Genomic DNA, 22,477 nt, shown 5'->3' with positions numbered 1-22,477 from the left:
CCCCAATTTGCGTCAGGCAAATTGTTCAGTTATCAAACGTTCTTCAAGTCCATGGCCTGGATCGAACAGGATCCGATGGGTCACGTGGCGTTCTGATTTGATTTCCACCCAATCCACATCCGGAAAAGATTCCGAATCGGCATGTGCCATGACGGGTCGTTTATCGGCTTCTTGCACTTCGAACCGCACACACGCCTCACTTGGCAACAAGGCACCACGCCAGCGGCGCGGGCGAAAGGCTGCAATTGGCGTCAACGCCAGAACATCTGCGCCGATGGGAAGGATCGGCCCATGGGCGGAATAATTATAGGCGGTCGAGCCTGCAGGCGTCGCCACCAACGCCCCGTCACAGACCAGTTCTTCCAGACGTTGACGGCCATCGACCAGGATCTTCAACTTGGCCGCCTGCGGACCAGATCGCAGCAGGGATACTTCGTTGATCGCCAGGGCATGATGCTCTTCGCCGTTGCGGCAGACCGCACGCATCGACAACGGGTGCACGATTTCCTGCTCGGCCGCTTCCAGCCGTTCCACCAGGCCGCTTTCGTTGTATTCGTTCATCAAAAACCCGATGGTGCCGCGGTTCATACCGTAAACCGGCACATCCAGATCCAGAATTTCCTGCAGGGTTTCCAGCATAAAGCCATCACCACCGAGGGCCACCACCACATCCGCATCTTCGGGGCGAGAATCACCGTAACGCCCGATTAATGCGGCCCGTGCGGTTTGTGCAACGGGGGCGCGGCTGGCCAAAAAGGCAATTTTCACAGGACAGACCTCTGTTTCCGGTGTGACACGTTTGGTTCCAAAACAATCACAGCTTTTCCCAGAAGACCAGCCACCGCGCTGCGAAGTCGCTGGGAAATGCCAATTAGTCGCTTTACATTCTTCCAAACTCGTGATGTTTCCTATAGGAAACTTCTCACTTTCATTCTCCAGCCACACGGAGCGAACATGACCACAACACGTGATCCCGGTTTCTTTACCCAATCCCTGTCCGAGCGCGACCCGGACCTTTTTGGCGCCATCACCAATGAGCTTGGCCGCCAGCGCGACGAGATCGAACTGATTGCGTCGGAAAACATCGTTTCAGCCGCCGTGATGGAAGCACAGGGCTCTGTGCTGACCAATAAATACGCTGAAGGTTACCCAGGCCGTCGCTACTATGGTGGCTGTCAATATGTGGACGTTGCCGAAAACCTGGCCATCGACCGCGCCAAAGAGCTGTTTGGCTGTGAATTCGCCAACGTTCAGCCGAACTCAGGTTCACAAGCCAACCAAGGTGCGTTCCAAGCCATGATCAAGCCGGGCGATACTATCCTTGGTATGAACCTGGCCTCTGGTGGCCACCTGACTCACGGTGCCGCGCCGAACCAGTCCGGCAAGTGGTTCAACGCCGTTCAGTACGGTGTGCGCAAACAAGACAACCTGATCGATTATGATGAGGTGCAGGCGCTGGCCACCGAACATCAGCCCAAGCTGATCATCGCCGGTGGTTCCGCGATCCCGCGTCAGATCGATTTTGCCAAGTTCCGCGAGATCGCCGACAGCGTTGGCGCTTATCTGATGGTCGACATGGCGCATTTTGCCGGTCTGGTTGCCGCCAGTGAACACCCTTCGCCCTTCCCTTATGCGGATGTGGCCACCACCACCACGCACAAGACCCTACGCGGCCCGCGCGGCGGCATGATCCTGACCAACAACCCGGATCTGGCGAAAAAGATCAACTCTGCGATCTTCCCCGGCATCCAGGGCGGTCCGCTGATGCATGTGATTGCAGGTAAAGCCGCAGCCTTTGGCGAAGCGTTAAAGCCTGAGTTCAAAGAGTATCAAAAGCAAGTGCGCGCCAATGCGGTTGCACTGGCGGATGAGCTGATGAAGGGTGGTCTGGACATCGTCACCGGCGGCACCGACACCCATGTGATGCTGGTGGACCTGCGTCCCAAGAAAGTGACCGGCAATATCGTCGACAAGGCTCTGGGCCGTGCGCATATCACCACCAACAAAAACGGCATCCCGTTTGATCCGGAAAAGCCGACCGTGACCTCTGGCATCCGCCTGGGCACCCCGGCCGGCACCACCCGTGGCTTTGGCGAAGAGGAGTTCCGCGAAATCGCCCGTCTGATTGTCGAAGTTGTCGATGGTCTGGCCGCAAATGGCGAAGAAGGCAACGCCGAAGTCGAAGCCGCAGTTCGCGGCAAAGTGGCAGCGCTCTGCGGTCGTTTCCCGCTCTACCCGAACCTCTAAACGCACCGTTTTTTGAGAACCCGTTTTAACCGTCGCCCTTTTCAAGGGCGGCGGTTTTTCTATGCTACACGGACAGATCTAACCGTATTTCGAGAACTTTGATGACGACAGAAAATTTAAACCGTACCGAACGCCTGGAACGCAGTCTGGGCGACTGGATGCGCGCCCATCTGCCGTTTTATCTTGCGGAGTTTGTCATGTTTGTCCTCAAGCAGGGCTGGGCCGCCATATTTGGTATCCTTCTGCTTGGCGGGCTGATTGTGACAGACTGGATTTGGCAGGACAGCTGGCGTGTCGCCCGCTATGACGCGCTGTTGATCTATGCGCTCCTATTGCAAGCCTTCCTGCTGACCACCGGCATGGAGAGTTGGCGCGAAGCGCGGGTGATCCTGCTGTTTCACCTCACGGGGACAGTGATGGAGATCTTCAAAGTCCACATGGGATCATGGGCCTATCCGGGAGACGGTGTCATCAAACTCTGGGAGGTGCCCCTGTTTTCAGGGTTTATGTATGCCTCGGTCGGCTCCTTCATTGCCCGGGTGATCCGGCTTTTTAATATGCGCTTTGCCCCCTACCCGCCGTATTGGGCCACAATATTGCTCGCCTGCGCGATCTATGGAAACTTTTTCGCGCATCACTTCCTGCCAGATCTCCGCTTGCTCCTGTTTGCTGCAACTGTGATCCTCTACCTGCGCACGCGTATCTGGTTCAGCGTGGGGGCGCAGACCTATTGGATGCCGCTGCCTGTCGCGGCCTTTTTGTCCAGTTTTTTCCTGTGGTTGGCTGAGAACGTTGGGACCAGCACTCGCACCTGGCTTTACACGGGACAAACGGTTGAGACATGGGTCAGCCTAGCCAAGATGGGATCCTGGTATCTTTTGCTCTACGTCAGTTTTGCCACGGTTACCCTGGTCTTCCGAGAAGCGCTCATCGCTCCGAAGCGCACAGTGCCGAAGCAAAGCACTCCCGCGCCCTGACCTTGCATCAAAGATGCAAAGTCAAAGGCCTTGGGCCACGCATCGCAGCCCCTTTGGGGCTGCGATGCGCCAGCGATCCGTTACAACTGTTTAGGCAAGAACCACCTCTGGTGTGACGCACCCGCACCGCGCAACGCTCGGTGCCTGGCCCAACGCTTTGCCGATTTTCTTTGAAAATCAAAAAGGGGCGGGAGCACTTGCTCCGCGCACCACGCCCCAGGCAGCGTTCAGATAAATCCACGCAGTCGCAGGACAAAGATCAACAGTCCAATCACCACCAGAACCGCAAATCCCATCGACCCCAAAACATCCAGAACCCGTCCCCAGCGCCGGTCTGCCACGTCGATGCTCTCCAAATGATCTCTGAGCTCTTTTGCGGCGCGCCACAGCGGGACCTCGTCCACCGTCATCTGCAGATGTGGATGTCGCAGGATCGGCTCTGCTGCAGCCAGCTGCAACCCTTGGCGATAAACCCGCCGCGGCAGGCTGCGCCGCCGTTTCTTCAGAACACCCGCAAAATCCCCACGCCCACCTTCGCGAGCCCGCAGCATTTTATGGAGGTCCTCAATTTCGGCCGCTAAATCTCGTGCCACGTTGTGCGTCCCCGTATCCCTTTTACCCGATCCATCGTAACAAGTGGCGCAGCCGCCCTCAATCACCGATGACATCAACCGACCCAATAAGCTCTTTGAAAAAGTCTGGTCCATCAGATCATTCGCCGCTATCACCGCCTTATGCTGAACACCATCTCCCACGGCTCCGCCACCGACCAACCGCCCCTTTTGATTGTACACGGCCTTTATGGATCGGCCCGCAACTGGGGTGTCATTGCCAAACGCCTGTCGGATACGCGTCAGGTGATTGCCGTGGATCAACGCAATCACGGGTTCAGCCCCTGGACCGCCACACACAGCTACCCGGAACTGGCCGCTGATCTGGCTGAGGTGATCCAGGCCCATGGTGGGCAGATGGATGTCTTGGGCCATTCCATGGGTGGCAAGGCCGCCATGACATTGGCGCTCCAACACCCGGAACTGGTACGGCGCTTGCTGGTGGCGGATATTGCGCCTGTGGCCTACAGCCACAGCCAGATCCAATTCATCACCGCCATGCGCACCGTGGATCTTGCTACATTGGAGCGCCGCTCGGACGCTGAGGCGCAGCTGTCTGCCGCAGGGGTGGATCCAGCTCTTCAAAGCTTTTTCACCCAGTCGCTGGATATCCCAAACAAACGCTGGCGTTTGAACCTGGACACGCTGGAAGCCGAAATGCCCAAGGTTCTGTCCTTCCCAGACGCTGTGAGCGGACAATGGAGCGGACCTGCCCTGTTCTTGTCCGGTGCCAATTCGGACTATGTCCAACCTGAACACCGCCCCCGGATCAAATCCCTGTTTCCAAACGCCAAATTCGCCAAAATCCCCGGCGCAGGCCATTGGCTTCACGCGGAAAAGCCGCGTGAGTTTGAAGCGGCCGCGCGGATGTTCCTGACCGCATCCTGAGCCACAGATCCCAGGCTGACACATTTGCCCACAGTAAGGTGAATTGACCTGTTACAACAGGCACGAGACTACTTTCGCGACCTTCGTGGCTGCCCGCGCCTTGCAGGCAGCCTTGGTATTTTGAAGGGACGAAAGGGTTTCAAATGGTCACAAAAACAGCTGCAATCGCCGCATTTATCACCTTGGCCGCTGCCAGCACCGCCAGCGCCTGCGGCGCAGACAGCGATTGCAAGATCGGCGATCGTCACTATCGGATTTATATGCCCGCAGGGCATGACGGCACACAAAAGATTGGCGCAATTGTCTTTACCCATGGCTACAAAGGCACCGCCAAAGGGGCCATGAACAACAGCAATCTGACCGGTCTGGCGGATGAGCTGGGAGTGGCCCTGATCGCCACCAAATCGGCCAAAAACGACTGGTCCATCCCCGGCGCCCCCTCCAGCGAGACAGATCCCAACGTGGATGAGCTGGCCTATTATGACGCGATGCGCGCAGATGTGGCCACGAAATTTCCCATTGATGACACCCAGCTGATGCTGACCGGCTTTTCAGCAGGGGCCATGATGGTCTGGAACCTCGCCTGTCACCGCAGCGAAGATTATGCAGGTTTTGTGCCCATGTCCGGCACCTTCTGGCAGCCCGAACCCCTGACCTGCGACACGCCCCCGGCCAGTGTCATTCACATTCACGGCACCACTGACAAGATTGTCCCGCTGGAGGGTCGCAAGGTTTTGGACACCCATCAGGGCAGTGTCTCGGGCGTTTTGGCCATGTACAGCGCCTATGGGGATTTTGCGGATACCGGTGCGACAAAACTGGGGGGCTTGGCCTGCGAGACCAAGGCCAATGCCACAGGCGATATCCTGGATTTCTGCACCTTTGATGGTGGTCACAGTTTCAAAGCGGAATACCTGAAATCGGCTTGGACCCATCTGGGCGCGAAAGGCAAGCTCTGATCCCTGCCCTTTACGTGTCAGAGCTGCAGATGCGTTTGCAGCTCTGATTGTCCGCGCCGCCTGTATCCAACTCATTTGATCCACCCCGGCTTTACGGTTTCTTAGAGCCTGCTGCGGATGATGCAATTTAACTGAATTTGCTTCAAATGAGGACATTTTAAAGTTGTTCGAAAAACCTACACAACTGGGGCCGCAGCCCGCTCCGGACTTCCCAACTTTCACAGCCGTAGAGCCGTCAGATACAGCCGCCGCAAACGAACTGGTCGAACAGGCAAAGGCCCTGTCGCTGGGCGATGGTGGGATGAAAACCGCCGCGCTGTTGTCGCAGGCCTTGGCCGCAGATCCGCATCACCACGAAGCGCTGCTGCTGCGCGAAAAACTGTTTCAGACCTTTGTGCCGCGCTGGCACTTTCCGATGCTGGCCGATACCGAACGCAATCAGGCCTATGCAAGGGCCATTGCCGCAACCGTGCGCCCCGGCGACATCGTCTTGGACATCGGCTGCGGCGCAGGTCTGACCGCGATGCTGGCGGCGCGCGCGGGGGCAAAACACGTCTATACCTGTGAACAACAGCCCCTGATCGCGGCGGCAGCCAGACAGGTGATTGCACAAAACGGGCTGAGTGATCGGATCACGGTCATTTCCAAATGGTCACATGAGATTGTGATCGGTCAGGACATGCCAGAACCTGCCGATGTGGTTGTGTCCGAGATTGTGGATACCGTGCTTTTGGGCGAAGGGGCAATGGCCACGCTGACCCATGCCATGGGCGCATTGGCCAAACCCGGCGCGCGCGCGGTGCCTGAATCCGGCACGCTGCAGGCCCAATTGGTGCAAAGCGACCAATTGGCCAATCAATGGCAGCCACCCCAGGCCGAAGGGTTTGACCTGCGCGCCTTTCACCATCTGGCCAATGTCGCACAGATCACGCCAAACGATCTTTTGCACTATGAGTTCAAACCATTGGGATCCGCAATTGATCTGTTTGACTTTAACTTCATGCGCCCCTCTCTGGCCCATGGCCACGTCAGCGCTGCGTTGAAATCCACCAACACTGGGGTCGCCCATGCGGTTTTGGTCAGCTTTGAAATGGATCTGGCTCCCGGTGTGCGGGTCAAAAGCGGTCTGGCCTCGGACGGTCATTGGGGGTGCAACGCGTATCTGCTGGATCAACCACGTCTGGTGTCTGCGGGTCAAAGCGTCGAGATCACCGCGCAGCATGATTCCGCCCAGCTGAGCCTGTCGATCCACCCGGAACGCACACAAGCCGCGGACCCAAAAGCGCTGTGGATGTCGCCAGATTGGCAGCGGACACAGCATGGCGGGTTGGCACCCTCCCAACCCCAATGGCCCGCAGCCGAAATGCCTGCGCAAACGCCCCCGGTCCATTAAACCACGCGCCGCCATCTGAGATCACAAACCAGATTGGCGGCGTCACATGATCTGTTTCAGAAAAAAGCCACGACCAGACAGCTGAGCCGTGCGAAATTTGCCGATGCACGTTTGGGAAAAAGAAGGTTATTTGGAGCGCAGGCCGTTTTCATCTTGTTCAAGGTACCACGCATAGGTCTGCCGAATTCCGGCCTCAAGCTTGATGTTTGCCGTCCACCCCAGCTTTTGCAGCCTTGAAACATCCATCAATTTGCGCGCGGTCCCATCCGGGCGGCTGAGATCAGTCAAGATCTCCCCTTCAAAACCGACAACTTTGGCCACCAATCGGGCCAGATCCAGGATCGAGATCTCTTCGCCACAGCCGACGTTAATATGCGACAGCATTGGTTCCGTCTCACGCTGATAAATCTCCTGCGGGAGGTCCATCACAAAAAGCGCCGCCTCGGCCATGTCATCCACATGCATAAATTCGCGCATCGGGCGGCCCGACCCCCAAATGGTCACGCTGCGCGCCTCTGACGTCACCGCCGTGTGGAAATTTCGGATCAAGGCAGGCAAAACATGCGAATGCTCGGGATGGAAGTTGTCACCGGGTCCATAAAGGTTTGTGGGCATCACCGAGCGATAGTCGACACCATATTGTCGATTGTAGCTTTCGCACAGCTTGATCCCAGCGATTTTGGCAATTGCATAGGGTTCGTTTGTGGGCTCAAGCGGACCCGTCAACAGCGCGGCTTCAGAGATCGGCTGCGCGGCCGCGCGGGGGTAGATGCAACTGGAGCCAAGCTGCAACAGCCGCTTGACACCCGCTTCATAGGCCGCGTGGATGACATTGCATTGGATCATCAGGTTTTCATAGATGAACGGGGCCGGATAGGCGTTGTTGGCGACAATGCCGCCCACGCGCGCGGCGGCCAGGATCACCTGATCCGGACGTGTCATTTCCAAAAACGCGTGAACAGCGGCCTGATTGGTCAGATCCAAACTGGTCCGATCACGGGTAATCAGCTCAAGCTGCTGCCCCTCTGCACATCGCGCTTGTAGACGACGCAGGATTGCGCCGCCGACCATTCCACCGTGACCCGCAATAAAGACTTTCACCCGATTAACCTTCGCAACACACCGGAATATCCATACCGTGTTCTTTGAGCAAAGCATGGCGTTTTGCGACTTTGAGATCTTCGCGCACCATTTCGGCGCACATCTCCTGAGTTGAGATTTCCGGGACCCACCCCAACCGGTCTTTGGCCTTGGTCGGATCTCCCAGCAGCGTCTCAACTTCGGAGGGGCGGAAATACCTTGGGTCAATGCGCATAACCACATCGCCAACCTTGAGCCCAGGCGCCTTGTTCCCGTTGATGTCTGCCACAACCGCAATCTCATCAAGGCCGGTGCCGACAAATTCCAACGTCAGCCCCAGCTCTGCAGCCGCCCAGACAATGAACTGGCGCACGGAGTATTGAACGCCGGTTGCGATGACAAAATCCTCGGCCTCATGTTGCTGCAGCATCATCCACTGCATCCGGACATAGTCCTTGGCATGTCCCCAATCCCGCAATGCGTCAATATTGCCCATGTAGATACAAGGCTCGAGACCCTGCGCGATATTTGCAAGGCCACGAGTGATCTTGCGAGTCACAAAGGTCTCGCCACGGCGCGGGCTTTCGTGATTGAACAAGATGCCATTGCAGGCGTACATGCCATAGGCCTCGCGGTAGTTCACGGTGATCCAATAGGCATACATCTTGGCCACCGCATAGGGAGACCGCGGATAGAAAGGTGTGGTCTCTTTTTGCGGGGTTTCCTGCACCAGACCATAAAGTTCCGATGTCGAGGCCTGATAGAACCGCGTCGTTTTCTCCATCCCTAGGAACCGGATCGCCTCCAGCAACCGCAGCGTACCGATGGCATCCACGTCCGCCGTGTATTCCGGAGCCTCAAAGGAAACCGCGACGTGAGACTGAGCGCCCAGGTTATAAACCTCATCCGGCTCCACCTCACGGATGATCCGTGTCAGATTGGAGGTATCCGTCAGGTCGCCGTAATGCAGGTTGAAACGCGCATTATCGACATGCGGATCCTGGTAGATATGATCCACGCGGTCAGTGTTAAAGGAGGAGGCGCGGCGCTTGATGCCATGCACCTCATAGCCTTTGTTCAGAAGAAACTCTGCCAGATAAGAGCCGTCTTGTCCGGTGATGCCAGTTACAAGTGCACGTTTGACCATAATATCCTCATGTGCTGTCGAAGCAGATAGTGCAGCCTGTCAGGCGCTCATTTGAAGCGATTGCGCAAGCGGACGCGCAACGGCGTTGAAGCTTGTCGCCACGCGCGCAATGTCATCTGCAGTTAAATTGTGGTGATTGGGCAGGTAAATCCCGTAGTCGTGGATCAGATCCGCTTGGGGTAAGGTCTGCTCCCCATAGACGCGGGTCCAAAACGGATGGCGTGCGATATTGCCGCAAATCAAGGGGCGGCATTCGATCTGCTCCGCCTTGAGCGCGCGCGCCACCTCCATCCGGTTCTCTACCAATGTGCCATAGGCAAAGGAGGACAGAAGCTGGGCATCGCTGGATTGCGCGTAAAACCCTGGCAGCAACTGTTTGTAGGTTGCAAAATTCTGCGCCCGCGTGTCGCAGATCTGGTCCAACTTCTTGAGCTGTTGCAACCCAATATAGGCCTGCAGATCGGTCGAACGCAGGTTAAACCCCGCATAATAAAACGTATAAAGGTTTCGGAATTCGTCAATCTCATGCGTGCGCTGGAGATCGGCCTGCCGCTGTGGTGCCAGATCGCGGCTCCAGCCATGCGACCGCAGCGACAGCATCACCTGATGCAGCTCAGGATCATCTGTGACCACCATGCCGCCTTCGATCGTCGAGATATGATGCCCGTAGTAAAACGAGAAACTGCCCGCCAACCCGTGGCACCCCAGTTTGCACCCGTCAAAAGTCGTCCCCAGCGCCTCGCAGCTGTCCTCGAGCAGGATCACATCGTAGCGATCACAGATCGCTTTGATCTCCTGCAGATGGTTGGGGTGACCCAGAACATGAACCAGGATCAACATCGCAGGCGCTTCGTCTCGGCACAGGGTTTCCAGATGATCCAGGTCGAGGCCCAGATTGATGGCGTCGCAATCGCAAAGCCGCACATCAAAGCCCAATTGCATCAAGGGCGACACAGTTGTGACCCAGCTTACGGCTGGCGCGATAACCTTGTTGTTGCGCAAACGCCCGGCCTCTTTGGCGGCGTAAATCATCAACAGGTTTGCCGAGGAGCCGGAATTCACAAAAACCGCGTGATTACAGCCCATCCATTTGGCAAATTCCGCCTCAAACTCTGCTGTCACCTCAGCCTTGGTCAATCGGTTTCCGGCCAGCATCCATTCCGTCGTGGTCACAAGATCGGCCTGCGAAATCGTCTCTTCCGCCAGAAGGACAGGTTTTACGGTGTTCTTGGTCGTCATTGTGTCGCCCGCACGATTTGCATCGCTTTCAACTCAACATAATAGGCGCGCACTTCGTTATAGGCGGCGCTCAGCTCCTGCTTTTTTTGCGCGTCTTTTAGAGCGTCGATGGTGATGCTGCCGTCATGGGCCCGAAAGCTTGCAAGCGGTTCTTTGACAAAACCAAGCTTGGGATAGCGCAGCATCGACAGCAGGGACGCAAAAATATCCGGTCCGACCCCATGGTATTCGCTGGTCTGGAGCGGCAAACCGCCCTGATAGAGCGCATCGATCAAAACCTGTTTGCGAAACAACGCCGCACCGGGTGAGATCAGGGAGCTGACAATCTTGTCCTCGGCGACGTGGTTTTCGAAAATGCCCGTAGATGGCAGCCATTCCAGGAACTGCGTCATCATTTGGCGACCGCTTTGATCATCAACCACTTCAGCGCCGCTAAAGGCAAAACCGACATCATCAGCCATCACGCTGAGGCATTTTTCGATAAAGCTGTCAGCGATCCAATCGTCGTCATACTGCAGATGAACATAGGTGCCGTTGGCATGCAAAATACCTTCAAGCCAACAAAAATGCGGGCCAAAATCACGTGCACGTTGGACATAGGTGACCTTGTCGCCGTATTCGGCAACAACGTCGGAAGTGTTATCCGTAGACCCATGATCCACAACGATAACTTCGCACGGATGTGTTTGCGCCAAAGCGCTGTCAATCGCCTTTGGCAGCATGTCCGCGCGGTTGAATGTTGGGATGACGATAGAAACCGACTTAGTCATGATTTTCTCCAATCAAGGCGCGCAGGCGCGACACGTCGGGCACCAATATGTTTGGGGTGCCAATAGATTTGATGTTGAGCGGGAAACTGGCCAGGGACTGGGCGAAATCAGCGACCCGCTGAGGGGTCCCCGAGCCCACGTTAACCACGCCCTCTGCCCCACCGAGTGCGAGACGCACCAGAATGCGCGCCGCCTGTTCTGCCGTCAGGAAATCCCGCAGGCTTTCAGCGCCATGCAGTTCAAACGGGGCGCCAGGATCAGCCTTTGCCAAGCGGCGTTCCAGCGAGGGACGCAGGTATGAACCCTGCTGATCAGGATCATGGATCGAGAACAGCCGCGGCACACACAGAGCACGCCCCGTGTCCTGACAGATCTCACGTGCGGCCTGTTCTGCCAGCAGTTTGCTTTTGCCATAGACGGACACGGGTTCTGTTCGATCGGTTTCACGAATGGGGTCGGGCTGGCTGGCGTAAACATGACCCGAGGAGCAGCACAACAACCGCGCCCGCGGCGCAGCACGGCCGGTTTCTGGCTGAATCGCCGTGTCACCGTCCTCGCTTTGCGCCAGCGCGGCCAGAAGATTGACAGTCCCGCCGACGTTGACGGCATAGCCGCGCGCAGGGTCGGCCAAGACCGCATCCACCGGCACAAGTGCCGCCAAATGAATAACCAGATCCAAGGGGCCCGCGGCCTTGAGCCCACGGGTGGTCGCGGCCAGATCCGTGAGGTCGGCCGTATTGCGCAGGATTTCCCAACCGGGGGCGACCTCCTGCAGCACGGCGCACAGATGACGCCCCACAATGCCACCGCTGCCGGTGACATAGACCCTGCCGTTTGTAGGGATTTCCATCATCATCATTACGAACCCGGTGCAGCCGATTGCGCACCGCGCAGCATCGCGGAATAACGCGCCGCAAGCTGCTGGCTTTGCGCTTCAATCGCGTTGCGCGGTGCCGCAGGCGTCGCGGGCGCAGCAGTTTTATCCAGACGCGGCACGCCAATTTGATGGACAAAGGACACCTTGTGGACACCAAATTGTTTCAGGTTTTCGTCGTCATTATGTGGACGGAATTCACCCTGAGCGTCGGGCGAGGAATAATAGCGCCCAATCACCTGAGGAAGACGAGTCAGCTTCATGTTCGAGCGGATCAAGTACTGCCAAAAAATCGAGTCTCCTCTCGACAGGATCGGTGCCTCGTTGCCAAAATAAGTCGGATACCAACGTTTGGTTTTCTCCAGATCCCACATGGTCGCCGGACCAAAGGTGCCGATCCGCTCACCGGTACCACTGCCCAAACGCAAATTTTCCGCCGGTTTCGGCGGCCAACCAGAAATAAAGACGGTTTCGGCCACGTGAGAGGATGCAAAGCTTTGCGATTGGAACGCGTGATCAAAGCAGACCAGCCATTCCCCCGCCACCAGCGCCGCGTTCTGTTCACGCAGATCCCGCAACATCAGCTCAGCCGCATCTGTCGCGAGGCGGTCGTCCATATTGAGGTTCATCACATAGCGCGTTTGCGCAAAAGCAACGCCAGCGGCCCAGGCTTGATAAATCGTGAGCGGTTCAGAGAAAGAATGCCAGGGCGCGTCCAGCCAATCAGGAGGCGTGTCGCCATTGTCAAATATGTAACAAGGCTCAACAGGCAGGGTTTGTTGTTTCAGGTTTTCCCAATGTGTTCGCAAAAGCTCCAGCTTGTTGGGCTGCTTGTGCCAGACCGCACAGAACACGGTAACAAGCGGGCGGTCAGAGGCCGCTGTGTCTGGAAGATTGTTGGATGACACACGCATCGCTCGACCCTCATTCTGATGTCATTTTTCCACGTCTTCGACGCGTTACAATTTGAACTAAACCTCTGGTTTTAAAATCGAGTTAACATCGCGAACGCTTCTGCTTCTGGATCCGGGCTTGCGTGTTTGGCATCCGTGGTCGTGTTGGAGTCAGACCACTGCTGACCGAACCAAACGCTGCAGCAGGCGTTGCGGAACATAATACAAAGGGCTTTGAACCAGACCCTGGCAAACCAAGGTTACCCCTTGCTTTCATCGGAAATCAGGAAAGCGTGGGCGTCACAGGGCGCATAAATTGAGGCGTGGAGGCCACGTGTGGGTACCGCGCAACTTGTCTGCAAGACTCTCGCAAAACAGTCCGGGGCTGTCCCTTTATTTTCACTGGTACCCGCGGCCGGACTCGAACCGGCACGGCGTTTCCGCCTGGAGATTTTAAGTCTCCTGTGTCTACCATTCCACCACGCGGGCACAGCGTGACGGGTCCCAATGAAACCCGTTTTCAAATCGGACACAAAGGTCCTGACGTCGGTGCAATCCGCCAGCCCCAACCCAAGCGTTTCGCCCGTATTGTCGTTGCCAACATCTTGCCCCTCCCACACAGCGGCGGGTGTCTGACATAGGGGTCTAACGGTGAGAAACAGCCGGTACAACCGAAAAATGAGCCGGGCCGCACCACCTGTGGCGCAAGCGTCAAACCGGCACGTCTGGGCTTATAGATCAACCCCATCAAGGGCCAAAGGTGCGCCCGGCAACAACAGGCCACGCTCTGGCAACCAGGGATTCAGCGCCAAGGCTTCTTGCAGGGTTGTGCGGGCCTCGTCCAGGCGGTCCAGCCCAACCAAGGACAGGGCCCGGCCGCTCAATGCGGCCACGTGGTTTGGAGTGATTTCCAGAGCTTTGTCCAGATCCACCAAGGCCGCGTCGTAATCCTGACGCAGGAAATGCACAAAGGCCCGTTGGTTGTAGCCTTCGGCATAATCCGGGCAATAGTCCACCAAGGTGTCGAAATCCTGCAGCGCCCCCAGAAAATCATAAGACGACCGCCGCCGCATGCCACGGTCCAGGATTTCCTGTGATTGTTCATCCGGCGCATCCGCCCAATACTGCCACATCTGAATGGAGTATTGCTGGGCTTCGGCTTCGGTTTTGGCGGCTTGGGTATCTGCCAGCAACTCTTCCAAAGCCGCGCTGTGATCCGGCGGTGTGGGACACATCGCAATCGCGGTTGCGGGAAGCATGACAAACGGGATCAGGGCCAGAATACGCATATCCCAATGCTGCCGCAAAAGTCGCAAATCGCAAAACACCTTTTTGTGTGCGGCCTACAACGCGTTTGGGCCCGCCTGTTCCTTGACCGCCTGCATCGCCACATAGGTGGAGGTTGATGATACATGCGGCAGGGCCGAAATCTTCTCTCCCAGAACTGTGCGATAATCGCTCATGGAGCGGGTGCGCACCTTGAGAAGATAGTCAAAATGCGAGGCCATCATATGCGCTTGCTCGATCTCCACCATCTTGGCTACCGCTTCATTAAAGGCCCGCAGCGCCGCCTCGCGGGTGTCGCTCAGTTTGACCTCGACAAAGGCCACATGATCCAGCCCCAATCGGATCGGATCCAACATGGCCCGGTATCCGGTGATGATCCCGTCGCTCTCAAGCCGTTTGACACGCGCCTGCGTTGGCGTCTTGGTCAGCCCGATGCGCCGCGCCAGATCCGCCACAGAAATGCGCCCGTCCTCTCCCAGAACATTCAAAATCTCCAGATCAAAACGATCCAATCCCGGATAGTCCATTTGCACCTCACGTACGGGTAAATAAAGTCCAATGGCCTACAAAGTACCAAAATACAGACGAACAGCCCATAGAAAAACGGTCATACTGATAAAAACAGACTAAGAGCCAGTTGGGGATCCCATATGACCAAACAGCCGCGCCTGCGTGATGTGATCGATCAAGAGACCTATGTGGACCAGACCGCCAAACGGGATGCTTTGGTGGCGCTGGCCGATCTGAGCCCTGAGGACCGACAAACGATCTCAGCCCGTGCGGCGGCTTTGGTGGAAGATATTCGCAGCCACTCCGCGCCGGGGTTGATGGAGGTGTTTCTGGCCGAATATGGCCTGTCCACGGATGAGGGCGTGGCCCTTATGTGTTTGGCCGAAGCCCTGCTGCGGGTGCCGGATGCAGATACCATCGATGCGCTGATCGAAGACAAGATTGCCCCCTCTGACTGGGGCAAACATCTGGGGCATTCCTCCTCTTCTTTGGTCAATGCCTCCACCTGGGCGCTGATGCTAACGGGCAAGGTGCTGGAGGAAGAACGCGGCCCGGTGCGGGCCCTGCGTGGCGCCATAAAACGGCTGGGTGAGCCGGTGATCCGTACCGCTGTCAGCCGTGCCATGAAGGAGATGGGCCGCCAGTTTGTTCTGGGTGAGACCATCGAAAGCGCCATGAAACGCGCCAGCGGCATGGAGGCAAAAGGGTATACCTATTCCTATGACATGCTGGGCGAAGCCGCTCGCACCGAAGCGGATGCTGCGCGCTATCACCTGTCCTATTCCAAGGCGATCTCTGCCATTGCAGCCGCCTGCACAAGTGACGATATCCGCGAAAACCCTGGCATTTCGGTCAAACTGTCAGCGCTGCACCCGCGGTATGAGCTGGCGCAGGAACAGTCAGTCATGGAACAGCTGGTGCCTCGGCTCAAGGCGCTGGCTCTCTTGGCCAAAGCCGCCAATATGGGGCTGAATGTCGACGCCGAAGAGGCCGACCGCCTGTCGCTGTCACTGGAAGTGGTGGAGGAAGTGATCTCGGACCCCGCGCTGGCTGGATGGGACGGGTTTGGCATGGTGTTTCAGGCCTATGGCCCCCGCACCGGCGTGGCCATTGATGCGTTTTACGACATGGCCGTCAAATATGATCGCAAGTTCACCCTGCGTCTGGTCAAGGGTGCCTATTGGGACACCGAGGTCAAACGCGCGCAGGTCGAAGGTTTGGACAATTTCCCGGTATTCACCTCCAAAGCTCTGACGGATGTTTCCTACATCGCCAATGCGCGCAAGTTGTTGGGGATGACCGACCGGATCTATCCGCAGTTTGCCACCCACAATGCGCATACCGTGGCCGCCGTTCTGCATATGGCGGATCAGGACCAGCCGTATGAGTTCCAGCGGCTGCATGGCATGGGCGAAACCCTGCATCAGATGGTGCTGGAGCAAAACAAAACCCGCTGCCGCATCTATGCGCCGGTGGGCGCGCATCGGGATCTTCTGGCCTATCTTGTGCGGCGTCTTTTGGAAAACGGGGCAAACTCCTCCTTTGTGAACCAGATCGTCGATGAGAATGTACCACCGTCGATGGTCGCACTGGATCCCTTCACCCAAATCGCGGATGTCACCCCGCCGATGAAAACCGGCCCGGCGCTGTTCCAGCCGGAACGGCCCAATTCCCAGGGCTTTGACCTTGGCCACGCGCCAACCCTGTCCCGGATCGAGGCGGCGCGCGCGCCGTTTTTGAACCACAGCTGGCGCGCCTCCCCGCTTCTGGCCTGCGACGCCGTGCCCGAGGCTCCGCAAACCGTCACCAACCCCGCCGACGGCTCGGCAATTGGCACAATCGCCCAGGCAAGCCCCCAGGATGTCGAGGGCGCATTGGCGGCCGCTGTCGGCTGGGACGCCCCCGCCGCAGAACGCGCGACGGTCTTGAACCGGGCGGCCGACCTTTATGAGGAACACTTTGGTGAATTCTTCGCGATCCTTGCGCGCGAAGCCGGTAAAAGCCAGCCCGACGCCATCGCCGAACTGCGCGAAGCGGTGGACTTCCTGCGCTACTATGCTGCCAATATTCCCGATGCCAAACCGGCTGGCGTTTTCACCTGCATCTCGCCTTGGAATTTCCCGCTGGCGATCTTTACCGGCCAAGTGGCCGCGGCATTGGCCGTCGGCAATGCGGTCATCGCCAAACCGGCGGAACAAACCCCATTGGTGGCATTCCGCGCGGTTGAATTGTTGCATGCCGCAGGGGTTCCCCGCGCGGCCTTGCAGTACCTTCCTGGTCCGGGCCGTAAAATCGGCCCCGCGCTTACGGGGGATGCGCGGATTGGCGGCGTGGCCTTTACCGGCTCAACCGCAACGGCCCTCCATATTCGTCGCGCCATGGCCGAGGGCTGCCAACCCGGCGCGCCCTTGATTGCGGAAACCGGCGGTCTGAATGCGATGATCGTGGATTCAACAGCCCTGCCGGAACAGGCGGTCCAATCCATCATCGAAAGCGCCTTTCAATCTGCAGGCCAACGTTGCTCTGCCCTGCGGTGCCTCTATATCCAGGACGACATCGCCGATGATTTCCTGACCATGTTGACCGGCGCAATGGAATGCCTGTCGATGGGCAACCCCTGGCAGCTGTCCACGGATTGCGGCCCGGTGATTGACCAGACGGCCCAGGACCGCATCACCGCCCATATCGCAGACGCCCGCGCCCAAGGCAGGGTGCTGGCCGAGCTGACCGCGCCGGATACTGGAACCTTTGTTGCGCCCACCTTGATCGAAATCGCGGGCATTGCGGACCTCAAGGAAGAGATCTTTGGCCCCGTGCTCCATGTGGCGCGGTTCAAATCTCATGAGATCGACGCGGTGATCGATGCGATCAACGCCACGGGCTATGGCCTGACCTTTGGCCTGCACACACGTATCGATGACCGGGTGCAACACGTGTGCGACCGGATCCACGCAGGCAATATCTATGTGAACCGCAACCAGATTGGCGCAATTGTCGGCAGCCAACCTTTTGGCGGCGAAGGGCTGTCAGGAACCGGTCCCAAGGCAGGCGGCCCGCTGTATCTGTCACGGTTCTGCGCGCCGGATCGCCAGACCACCGGCGACACATGGCCCAATGTGATGGAATCGCTCCCCACATCCAATGACACAGGCGCAGCCCCCACCACCCAATCTTTGCCCGGCCCCACGGGTGAATCAAATCGCCTGACTACTGCGCCGCGCCCGCCGCTGTTATGCGCAGGTCCGGGGCACGCAGCAGCGCAGGCCCAGGCCAAGGCCGTCCGCGCCTTGGGAGGACTCGCGATTGAAGCCTCTGGACAACCAGCGGCGGAGCTCTTGCAGGGCACGGGCGCAATTTCTGGCGTGTTGTGGTGGGGCGACAGCGACAGAGCCCGCGCGTTGGAACAGGCTCTGGCGCAACGCCCCGGCGCAATTGTGCCGCTGATCCCAGGTCTGCCCGACCTGGCCCGTGTAATGGCGGAACGCCACGTCTGCGTGGACACCACCGCCTCTGGCGGCAACGCCGCACTCTTACAAGGGAAGGGATAACCTTTTCATCCCCCTTGACGCTGGGCCCCTCAGGGCCCAGCTTTTTTCTATGTTGTTTCCGTTACGCGACCAAAACCCATCCGGGCGCACGCCTTATGTGACTTATGCGCTGATGGCGGTGAATATTCTCGCCTATCTCTGGTATGCCTCGCAGTTCCCCGAAGGCCGCGCCCTTGCACAATTCTATGATGTGGTGGCCGTGGTCCCGATTGAAATCACCCATGGCCAAGACTGGGGCACGCTGCTCACCTCCATGTTTGTCCATGCAGGGCTCCTGCATCTGGCGGGCAATATGCTGTTTCTGTGGATCTTTGGCGACAATATCGAGGATGAGATGGGCCACCTGCCCTTTTTCCTCTTCTACCTCGCCAGCGGCGTTGCGGCCGCCTTGGCCCAGGTTGGCGCCGATCCCACATCCCAGATCCCAACCGTTGGCGCCTCTGGCGCAATTGCCGGGGTCATGGGCGCCTATCTGCTGATGTATCCCCGCGCCAAGGTCGATGTGCTCTTGGTTCTGATCATCTTCTTTCGCGTCTTCTCCATCCCGGCGGTCTGGGTGCTGGGCACCTGGTTTGCCATGCAGTTTCTTGGCGGCTTTACCGCCCCCACCGACCAGGGCGGCGTGGCCTATTGGGCCCATGCTGGTGGCTTTGTCGCCGGTCTCGCGCTCTGCCTGCCCTTGTGGCTCCTGCGCGGCGGTCCGCGGTTCTGGCGACGAACCCACGGCCACCCGCCACATCCAACAGCCCAATACGCCTATTCCGCCAGCCACATCCCCAAAATCCGCCGCGCCCAACCGCGCAAACCCGGCCCCTGGGGCAAATGACAGGACCAGCCAACCCTCAACCAGCCACCGCATACAAAGATCAAGGCAGACCACCGCCCTTTCATCTTTTCAAAAATACTTCCGCCGGAGGCTCCCGCCACCGCGCCCTGCCCAAGCATAAGAAAACGCGCCCACCTTGCGGCAGACGCGTCCGAAAACCCTCAGCAAACCGATTGAACACTCAGCCGCGGATCACCTTGGCAAAATTGTCAAAGATCACCTCATTGCCGCAAATCACCGTGCCGCTATCCAAAATCTTGTCTTCCGGATCCAGCGCCTGGGCAAAGCCACCGGCTTCTTTGACGATGATCACACCTGCGGCCAGATCCCAGGCGTTCAACCGACGTTCCCAAAACCCCTCATAGCGGCCCGCCGCAACATAGGCCATATCCAGCGCAGCTGCGCCCCAACGGCGAATGCCCGCACAGGCCGGTGCGATCTGAGCCAGATCCTGAATGGTCTCCGGCAGATCCGCGCGCCCTCCAAACGGAATGCCCGTGGCAAAGATCGATTCAATCATCCGGTGACGCGCCGACACCCGGATCCGCGTGTCATTCATCCAGGCCCCTTCGCCTTTCTCGGCAAAGAACATCTCATCCTTGGCGGCGTCATAGATCACGCCTGCCACAACCTTGCCTTTGTGCTCCAGCGCGATCGAGATCGCCCAATGGGGCAAGCCGTGCAGGAAATTGGTGGTGCCATCCAGCGGGTCGACGATCCAGCGGCGGGTCGGGTCCTGGCCCTCTTCCTCGCCTTCTTCCTCAGCCAACCAGCCATAGGTCGGGCGCGCGCCCATCAGCTCTTCTTTCAGGATCTGTTCCGCCATAATATCGGCGCGGCTGACAAAATCCCCTGCCCCTTTTGTGGACACCTGCAGGTTTTCCACCTCGCGGAAGTCTTTTACCAGCGAACGGCCAGCCTTGCGGGCGGCCTTGATCATCACATTGAGGTTTGCACTGCCAATCATATCTGCGGGATCCTGTCACAAGTCGGGGAGATGTCGGTCAAAGCGTGCCTATACGCGCCCTTGCCGCAATTGCCAAGGGGGCAGACGTTCAGAACCTGTGCATTGCGCGCAGATCAGACTTGCAATTTCCGCGCCTCTGTCTTGGCCAGGCGGATCAGCTCCTGCACAAAGGGCTTGTCCTCATCCTCAGTCCGGATCGCCGCATAAAGCCTGCGGGTGATGCCCGCTTCGGTCAAGGGCCGCGTGACATAATCCGAATTGTATTTCACCTCGCGCACCACCCAATCCGGCAGCACCGAAATCCCGCGGTTGGAGGCCACCAACAGCAGGATCACCGCCGTCAGCTCTACCTGTCGTACGGCACCGGGTTCAATACCGGCCGGTATCAACAGCTGGCTAAAGACATCCAGACGTGATTTCTCCACCGGATAGGTGATCAAGGTCTGCCCGCGAAAATCCTCCGCATCGACAAAGGGTTTTTCCGCCAGCGGGTGCTGGCTGGAGGCGACAAACACCGCCTTATAATCAAACAGCTCGATAAAGGTGACACCGGCAATCTCTTCGGGATCCGAGGAGACAACCAGATCCACCTCTTCCTTTTGCAAGGCAGGCAGCGCGTCAAAGGCCAGACCTGGGCGAATATCAACGTCCACATCGCCCCAGTTCTTGCGGAAGCCTTCCAGCACCGGAAACAGCCATTCAAAACAGGCGTGGCATTCAATGGCGATATGCATCCGCCCGGTCTTGCCACTGCGCAGCGCGGAAAACTCGGCTTGTGCGGCCTCGACCTGCGGCAGGATCTGATTGGCCAGACGCAGCAGCCGCAGCCCCGCCGCTGACAGTTTCAATGGTTTGGAGCGGCGCAGAAACAATTCCACACCAGCCTGATCCTCAAGTCCCTTGATCTGATGCGACAGCGCGCTTTGGGTGATGTTCAGATGATCCGCCGCGCGCGCCAGCCCGCCAGATTCGTGAATCGCTTTGATCGTGCGCAGATGGCGAAATTCAATATGCATGCTGTGGTGGTCCGGATGTTGAAAATTTTATGAGTTTGTTGAGCACTTCGGGTCATAGTTGGGGCCAGAGCCCGGCGCAGGGGCGACAGCCATCTCCGTCATATCAGAGCAAAAAACACAGGCAATAACAGCGCCTTGAACGGTTTTTAAACTGCCTGACAGCGACCCTCCATAGATCAAAGACGACACCATACTCATATCCAACTCATGTTATTCTTGAGGATAATGAATTTGTCTCACAAATCCTCACATGCAACAAGGGACGAAATCGCCCAAAAGGACTTGTCGAAAAATGAGCGCACCTGAAATCTCTTTTGAGTTCTTCCCGCCGAAATCGCTGGAAGCTTCCTTCCGTCTTTGGGACACGGTTCAGGTGCTGGCGCCCATGTCGCCGCGGTTTGTGTCCGTGACCTATGGTGCCGGTGGCACCACGCGGGAGCTGACACGGGATGCGGTGGCGACATTGCATAAATCCTCGGGCCTGAATGTGGCAGCGCATTTGACCTGCGTGAATGCCTCTCGCGCGGAAACCTTGGAAATCGCGGATCAGTTCGCCCAGGCTGGGGTCAAGGAAATCGTGGCCCTGCGCGGCGACCCGCCAAAGGGCGAAGGCCAGTTCAAACCTCATGCAGATGGTTTTGCCAACTCGGTTGAATTGATCGAGGCACTGGCAGCAACGGGCAAATTTACCGTGCGTGTCGGAGCCTATCCAGACCCCCACCCCGAAGCGCCCAATGCACAAGCGGATGTGGACTGGCTGAAGCGCAAGATCGACGCCGGCGCGGATGAGGCGCTGACGCAGTTCTTCTTTGAGGCTGAGACGTTTTTCCGGTTCCGGGACGCCTGCCAAAAGGCGGGGATCGACGGTGACAAGATCACCCCCGGCATTCTGCCGATCGAAAACTGGAAAGGCGCGCGCAACTTTGCCCAGCGCTGCGGCACTGTAATCCCGGCCTGGGTGGATGACGCCTTTGAGAAAGCCGTGCGCGATGATCGCGAGGATCTTCTGGCGACCTCGATCTGCACCGAGCTGTGTTCTGAACTGCTGGATGGCGGCGTCAAACGGCTGCATTTCTATACGCTGAACCGGCCTGAGCTGACCCGCGATGTCTGTCATGCGCTGGGTGTCCAGCCCAAGGTGTCGTTGGAAAACGTCGCTTAAGGCAACTGCAACCACGCTCCAAAAGGGTCCGCAATCGCGGGCCTTTTTTGTGTTGATATTATGAGAACACATCTGCCAAAGCC

Annotated in this window: 20 protein-coding genes and 1 tRNA gene; 8 read left to right on the top strand and 13 right to left on the bottom strand. The window is 58.0% G+C overall.

The window, feature by feature from the left end; genetic code table 11:
* Positions 1 to 12: 12 nt before the first annotated feature.
* Entirely contained in the window at positions 13 to 768 is a 756-nt protein-coding gene (locus tag GFB49_RS15970; protein ID WP_343032605.1) for an NAD kinase, read from the bottom strand.
* Positions 769 to 954: 186 nt separating this feature from the next.
* On the opposite strand from GFB49_RS15970, the gene glyA reads away from it, so the two are divergent.
* A complete protein-coding gene (glyA, locus tag GFB49_RS15965; protein WP_153216928.1) occupies positions 955 to 2,247 on the top strand; it encodes a serine hydroxymethyltransferase in 1,293 nt (430 codons plus the stop codon).
* A 101-nt stretch (positions 2,248 to 2,348) separates the two neighbouring features.
* Positions 2,349 to 3,224, top strand: coding sequence for a DUF817 domain-containing protein (locus GFB49_RS15960; RefSeq protein WP_246149758.1), 876 nt, complete (start codon positions 2,349 to 2,351; stop codon positions 3,222 to 3,224).
* A 227-nt stretch (positions 3,225 to 3,451) separates the two neighbouring features.
* Here GFB49_RS15960 and GFB49_RS15955 read toward each other — a convergent pair whose 3' ends face one another.
* The gene (locus GFB49_RS15955; protein WP_343032604.1) at positions 3,452 to 3,817 is read right to left on the bottom strand and encodes a hypothetical protein; all 366 of its coding nucleotides are present in this window, start codon (positions 3,815 to 3,817) and stop codon (positions 3,452 to 3,454) included.
* A 141-nt stretch (positions 3,818 to 3,958) separates the two neighbouring features.
* Between GFB49_RS15955 and GFB49_RS15950 the strand changes: the two genes are divergently transcribed.
* The 3 genes from GFB49_RS15950 to GFB49_RS15940 all read left to right on the top strand — a co-directional run bounded on the left by GFB49_RS15950 (position 3,959) and on the right by GFB49_RS15940 (position 7,075).
* On the top strand, positions 3,959 to 4,723 hold the full coding sequence (locus GFB49_RS15950; RefSeq protein ID WP_153216927.1) for an alpha/beta fold hydrolase: 765 nt from the start codon (positions 3,959 to 3,961) through the stop codon (positions 4,721 to 4,723).
* A 143-nt stretch (positions 4,724 to 4,866) separates the two neighbouring features.
* Entirely contained in the window at positions 4,867 to 5,682 is an 816-nt protein-coding gene (locus GFB49_RS15945; protein ID WP_153216926.1) for a CE1 family esterase, read from the top strand.
* A gap of 259 nt (positions 5,683 to 5,941) precedes the next feature.
* Complete coding sequence (locus GFB49_RS15940) at positions 5,942 to 7,075, top strand: class I SAM-dependent methyltransferase (RefSeq protein WP_246149761.1); 1,134 nt, start codon at positions 5,942 to 5,944, stop codon at positions 7,073 to 7,075.
* A gap of 126 nt (positions 7,076 to 7,201) precedes the next feature.
* On the opposite strand, the gene fcl is transcribed toward GFB49_RS15940, so the two are convergent.
* From fcl to GFB49_RS15895, 9 genes are all read right to left on the bottom strand, one after another.
* Positions 7,202 to 8,233 (bottom strand): GDP-L-fucose synthase, encoded by a 1,032-nt coding sequence (fcl, locus tag GFB49_RS15935; RefSeq protein ID WP_153216925.1) that lies wholly within the window; start codon positions 8,231 to 8,233, stop codon positions 7,202 to 7,204.
* Positions 8,181 to 9,302: a GDP-mannose 4,6-dehydratase gene (gene gmd, locus GFB49_RS15930; RefSeq protein WP_153216924.1), complete on the bottom strand. Its 1,122-nt coding sequence runs from the start codon at positions 9,300 to 9,302 to the stop codon at positions 8,181 to 8,183. Before gmd ends, fcl begins: the two co-directional genes overlap by 53 nt.
* A gap of 39 nt (positions 9,303 to 9,341) precedes the next feature.
* Entirely contained in the window at positions 9,342 to 10,541 is a 1,200-nt protein-coding gene (locus tag GFB49_RS15925; protein WP_153216923.1) for a DegT/DnrJ/EryC1/StrS family aminotransferase, read from the bottom strand.
* Positions 10,538 to 11,311 (bottom strand): glycosyltransferase family 2 protein, encoded by a 774-nt coding sequence (locus GFB49_RS15920; RefSeq protein ID WP_153216922.1) that lies wholly within the window; start codon positions 11,309 to 11,311, stop codon positions 10,538 to 10,540. Before GFB49_RS15920 ends, GFB49_RS15925 begins: the two co-directional genes overlap by 4 nt.
* Positions 11,304 to 12,170, bottom strand: coding sequence for an NAD-dependent epimerase/dehydratase family protein (locus tag GFB49_RS15915; protein WP_246149757.1), 867 nt, complete (start codon positions 12,168 to 12,170; stop codon positions 11,304 to 11,306). The genes GFB49_RS15920 and GFB49_RS15915 overlap by 8 nt, the downstream gene beginning before the upstream one ends.
* A complete protein-coding gene (locus tag GFB49_RS15910; RefSeq protein ID WP_153216920.1) occupies positions 12,170 to 13,099 on the bottom strand; it encodes a glycosyltransferase family A protein in 930 nt (309 codons plus the stop codon). Before GFB49_RS15910 ends, GFB49_RS15915 begins: the two co-directional genes overlap by 1 nt.
* Before the next feature lie 382 nt (positions 13,100 to 13,481).
* Positions 13,482 to 13,567: transfer RNA gene (locus GFB49_RS15905), tRNA-Leu, on the bottom strand.
* Positions 13,568 to 13,809: 242 nt separating this feature from the next.
* Positions 13,810 to 14,367 carry a tetratricopeptide repeat protein gene (locus GFB49_RS15900; RefSeq protein ID WP_153216919.1) on the bottom strand — a complete coding sequence of 186 codons (558 nt, stop codon included), beginning with the start codon at positions 14,365 to 14,367 and terminating at the stop codon, positions 13,810 to 13,812.
* A gap of 54 nt (positions 14,368 to 14,421) precedes the next feature.
* Positions 14,422 to 14,892 carry an Lrp/AsnC family transcriptional regulator gene (locus GFB49_RS15895; RefSeq protein ID WP_153216918.1) on the bottom strand — a complete coding sequence of 157 codons (471 nt, stop codon included), beginning with the start codon at positions 14,890 to 14,892 and terminating at the stop codon, positions 14,422 to 14,424.
* A 123-nt stretch (positions 14,893 to 15,015) separates the two neighbouring features.
* Here GFB49_RS15895 and putA point away from each other — a divergent pair, with 123 nt between their 5' ends.
* Positions 15,016 to 18,423: a bifunctional proline dehydrogenase/L-glutamate gamma-semialdehyde dehydrogenase PutA gene (gene putA, locus GFB49_RS15890; protein WP_153216917.1), complete on the top strand. Its 3,408-nt coding sequence runs from the start codon at positions 15,016 to 15,018 to the stop codon at positions 18,421 to 18,423.
* Between the two features lie 52 nt (positions 18,424 to 18,475).
* Complete coding sequence (locus tag GFB49_RS15885; RefSeq protein WP_153217016.1) at positions 18,476 to 19,249, top strand: rhomboid family intramembrane serine protease; 774 nt, start codon at positions 18,476 to 18,478, stop codon at positions 19,247 to 19,249.
* A 181-nt stretch (positions 19,250 to 19,430) separates the two neighbouring features.
* Here GFB49_RS15885 and GFB49_RS15880 read toward each other — a convergent pair whose 3' ends face one another.
* Both GFB49_RS15880 and GFB49_RS15875 read right to left on the bottom strand, forming a co-directional pair.
* Entirely contained in the window at positions 19,431 to 20,216 is a 786-nt protein-coding gene (locus GFB49_RS15880) for an inositol monophosphatase family protein (RefSeq protein WP_153216916.1), read from the bottom strand.
* Positions 20,217 to 20,329: 113 nt separating this feature from the next.
* Positions 20,330 to 21,232, bottom strand: a complete 903-nt coding sequence (locus tag GFB49_RS15875) for a LysR family transcriptional regulator (protein ID WP_153216915.1) — start codon at positions 21,230 to 21,232, stop codon at positions 20,330 to 20,332.
* A gap of 292 nt (positions 21,233 to 21,524) precedes the next feature.
* Between GFB49_RS15875 and metF the strand changes: the two genes are divergently transcribed.
* On the top strand, positions 21,525 to 22,394 hold the full coding sequence (gene metF, locus GFB49_RS15870; protein WP_153216914.1) for a methylenetetrahydrofolate reductase [NAD(P)H]: 870 nt from the start codon (positions 21,525 to 21,527) through the stop codon (positions 22,392 to 22,394).
* The last annotated feature ends 83 nt before the right edge of the window (positions 22,395 to 22,477 follow it).

It is taken from the genome of Tritonibacter litoralis, assembly GCF_009496005.1.
Classification (GTDB): domain Bacteria; phylum Pseudomonadota; class Alphaproteobacteria; order Rhodobacterales; family Rhodobacteraceae; genus Epibacterium; species Epibacterium litoralis.
This window is presented reverse-complemented; position numbering and strand designations above follow the sequence as displayed.

Excerpts from the sequence above, each read along its gene's own strand:
- glyA (WP_153216928.1), top strand. The coding sequence starts at position 955 with ATGACCACAACACGTGATCCCGGTTTCTTTACCCAATCCCTGTCCGAG.
- GFB49_RS15960 (WP_246149758.1), top strand. The coding sequence starts at position 2,349 with ATGACGACAGAAAATTTAAACCGTACCGAACGCCTGGAACGCAGTCTG.
- GFB49_RS15950 (WP_153216927.1), top strand. The coding sequence starts at position 3,959 with ATGCTGAACACCATCTCCCACGGCTCCGCCACCGACCAACCGCCCCTT.
- GFB49_RS15945 (WP_153216926.1), top strand. The coding sequence starts at position 4,867 with ATGGTCACAAAAACAGCTGCAATCGCCGCATTTATCACCTTGGCCGCT.
- fcl (WP_153216925.1), bottom strand. The coding sequence starts at position 8,233 with ATGCTTTGCTCAAAGAACACGGTATGGATATTCCGGTGTGTTGCGAAG.
- gmd (WP_153216924.1), bottom strand. The coding sequence starts at position 9,302 with ATGGTCAAACGTGCACTTGTAACTGGCATCACCGGACAAGACGGCTCT.
- GFB49_RS15925 (WP_153216923.1), bottom strand. The coding sequence starts at position 10,541 with ATGACGACCAAGAACACCGTAAAACCTGTCCTTCTGGCGGAAGAGACG.
- GFB49_RS15920 (WP_153216922.1), bottom strand. The coding sequence starts at position 11,311 with ATGACTAAGTCGGTTTCTATCGTCATCCCAACATTCAACCGCGCGGAC.
- GFB49_RS15915 (WP_246149757.1), bottom strand. The coding sequence starts at position 12,170 with ATGATGATGATGGAAATCCCTACAAACGGCAGGGTCTATGTCACCGGC.
- GFB49_RS15910 (WP_153216920.1), bottom strand. The coding sequence starts at position 13,099 with ATGCGTGTGTCATCCAACAATCTTCCAGACACAGCGGCCTCTGACCGC.
- GFB49_RS15900 (WP_153216919.1), bottom strand. The coding sequence starts at position 14,367 with ATGCGTATTCTGGCCCTGATCCCGTTTGTCATGCTTCCCGCAACCGCG.
- GFB49_RS15895 (WP_153216918.1), bottom strand. The coding sequence starts at position 14,892 with ATGGACTATCCGGGATTGGATCGTTTTGATCTGGAGATTTTGAATGTT.
- putA (WP_153216917.1), top strand. The coding sequence starts at position 15,016 with ATGACCAAACAGCCGCGCCTGCGTGATGTGATCGATCAAGAGACCTAT.
- GFB49_RS15880 (WP_153216916.1), bottom strand. The coding sequence starts at position 20,216 with ATGATTGGCAGTGCAAACCTCAATGTGATGATCAAGGCCGCCCGCAAG.
- GFB49_RS15875 (WP_153216915.1), bottom strand. The coding sequence starts at position 21,232 with ATGCATATTGAATTTCGCCATCTGCGCACGATCAAAGCGATTCACGAA.
- metF (WP_153216914.1), top strand. The coding sequence starts at position 21,525 with ATGAGCGCACCTGAAATCTCTTTTGAGTTCTTCCCGCCGAAATCGCTG.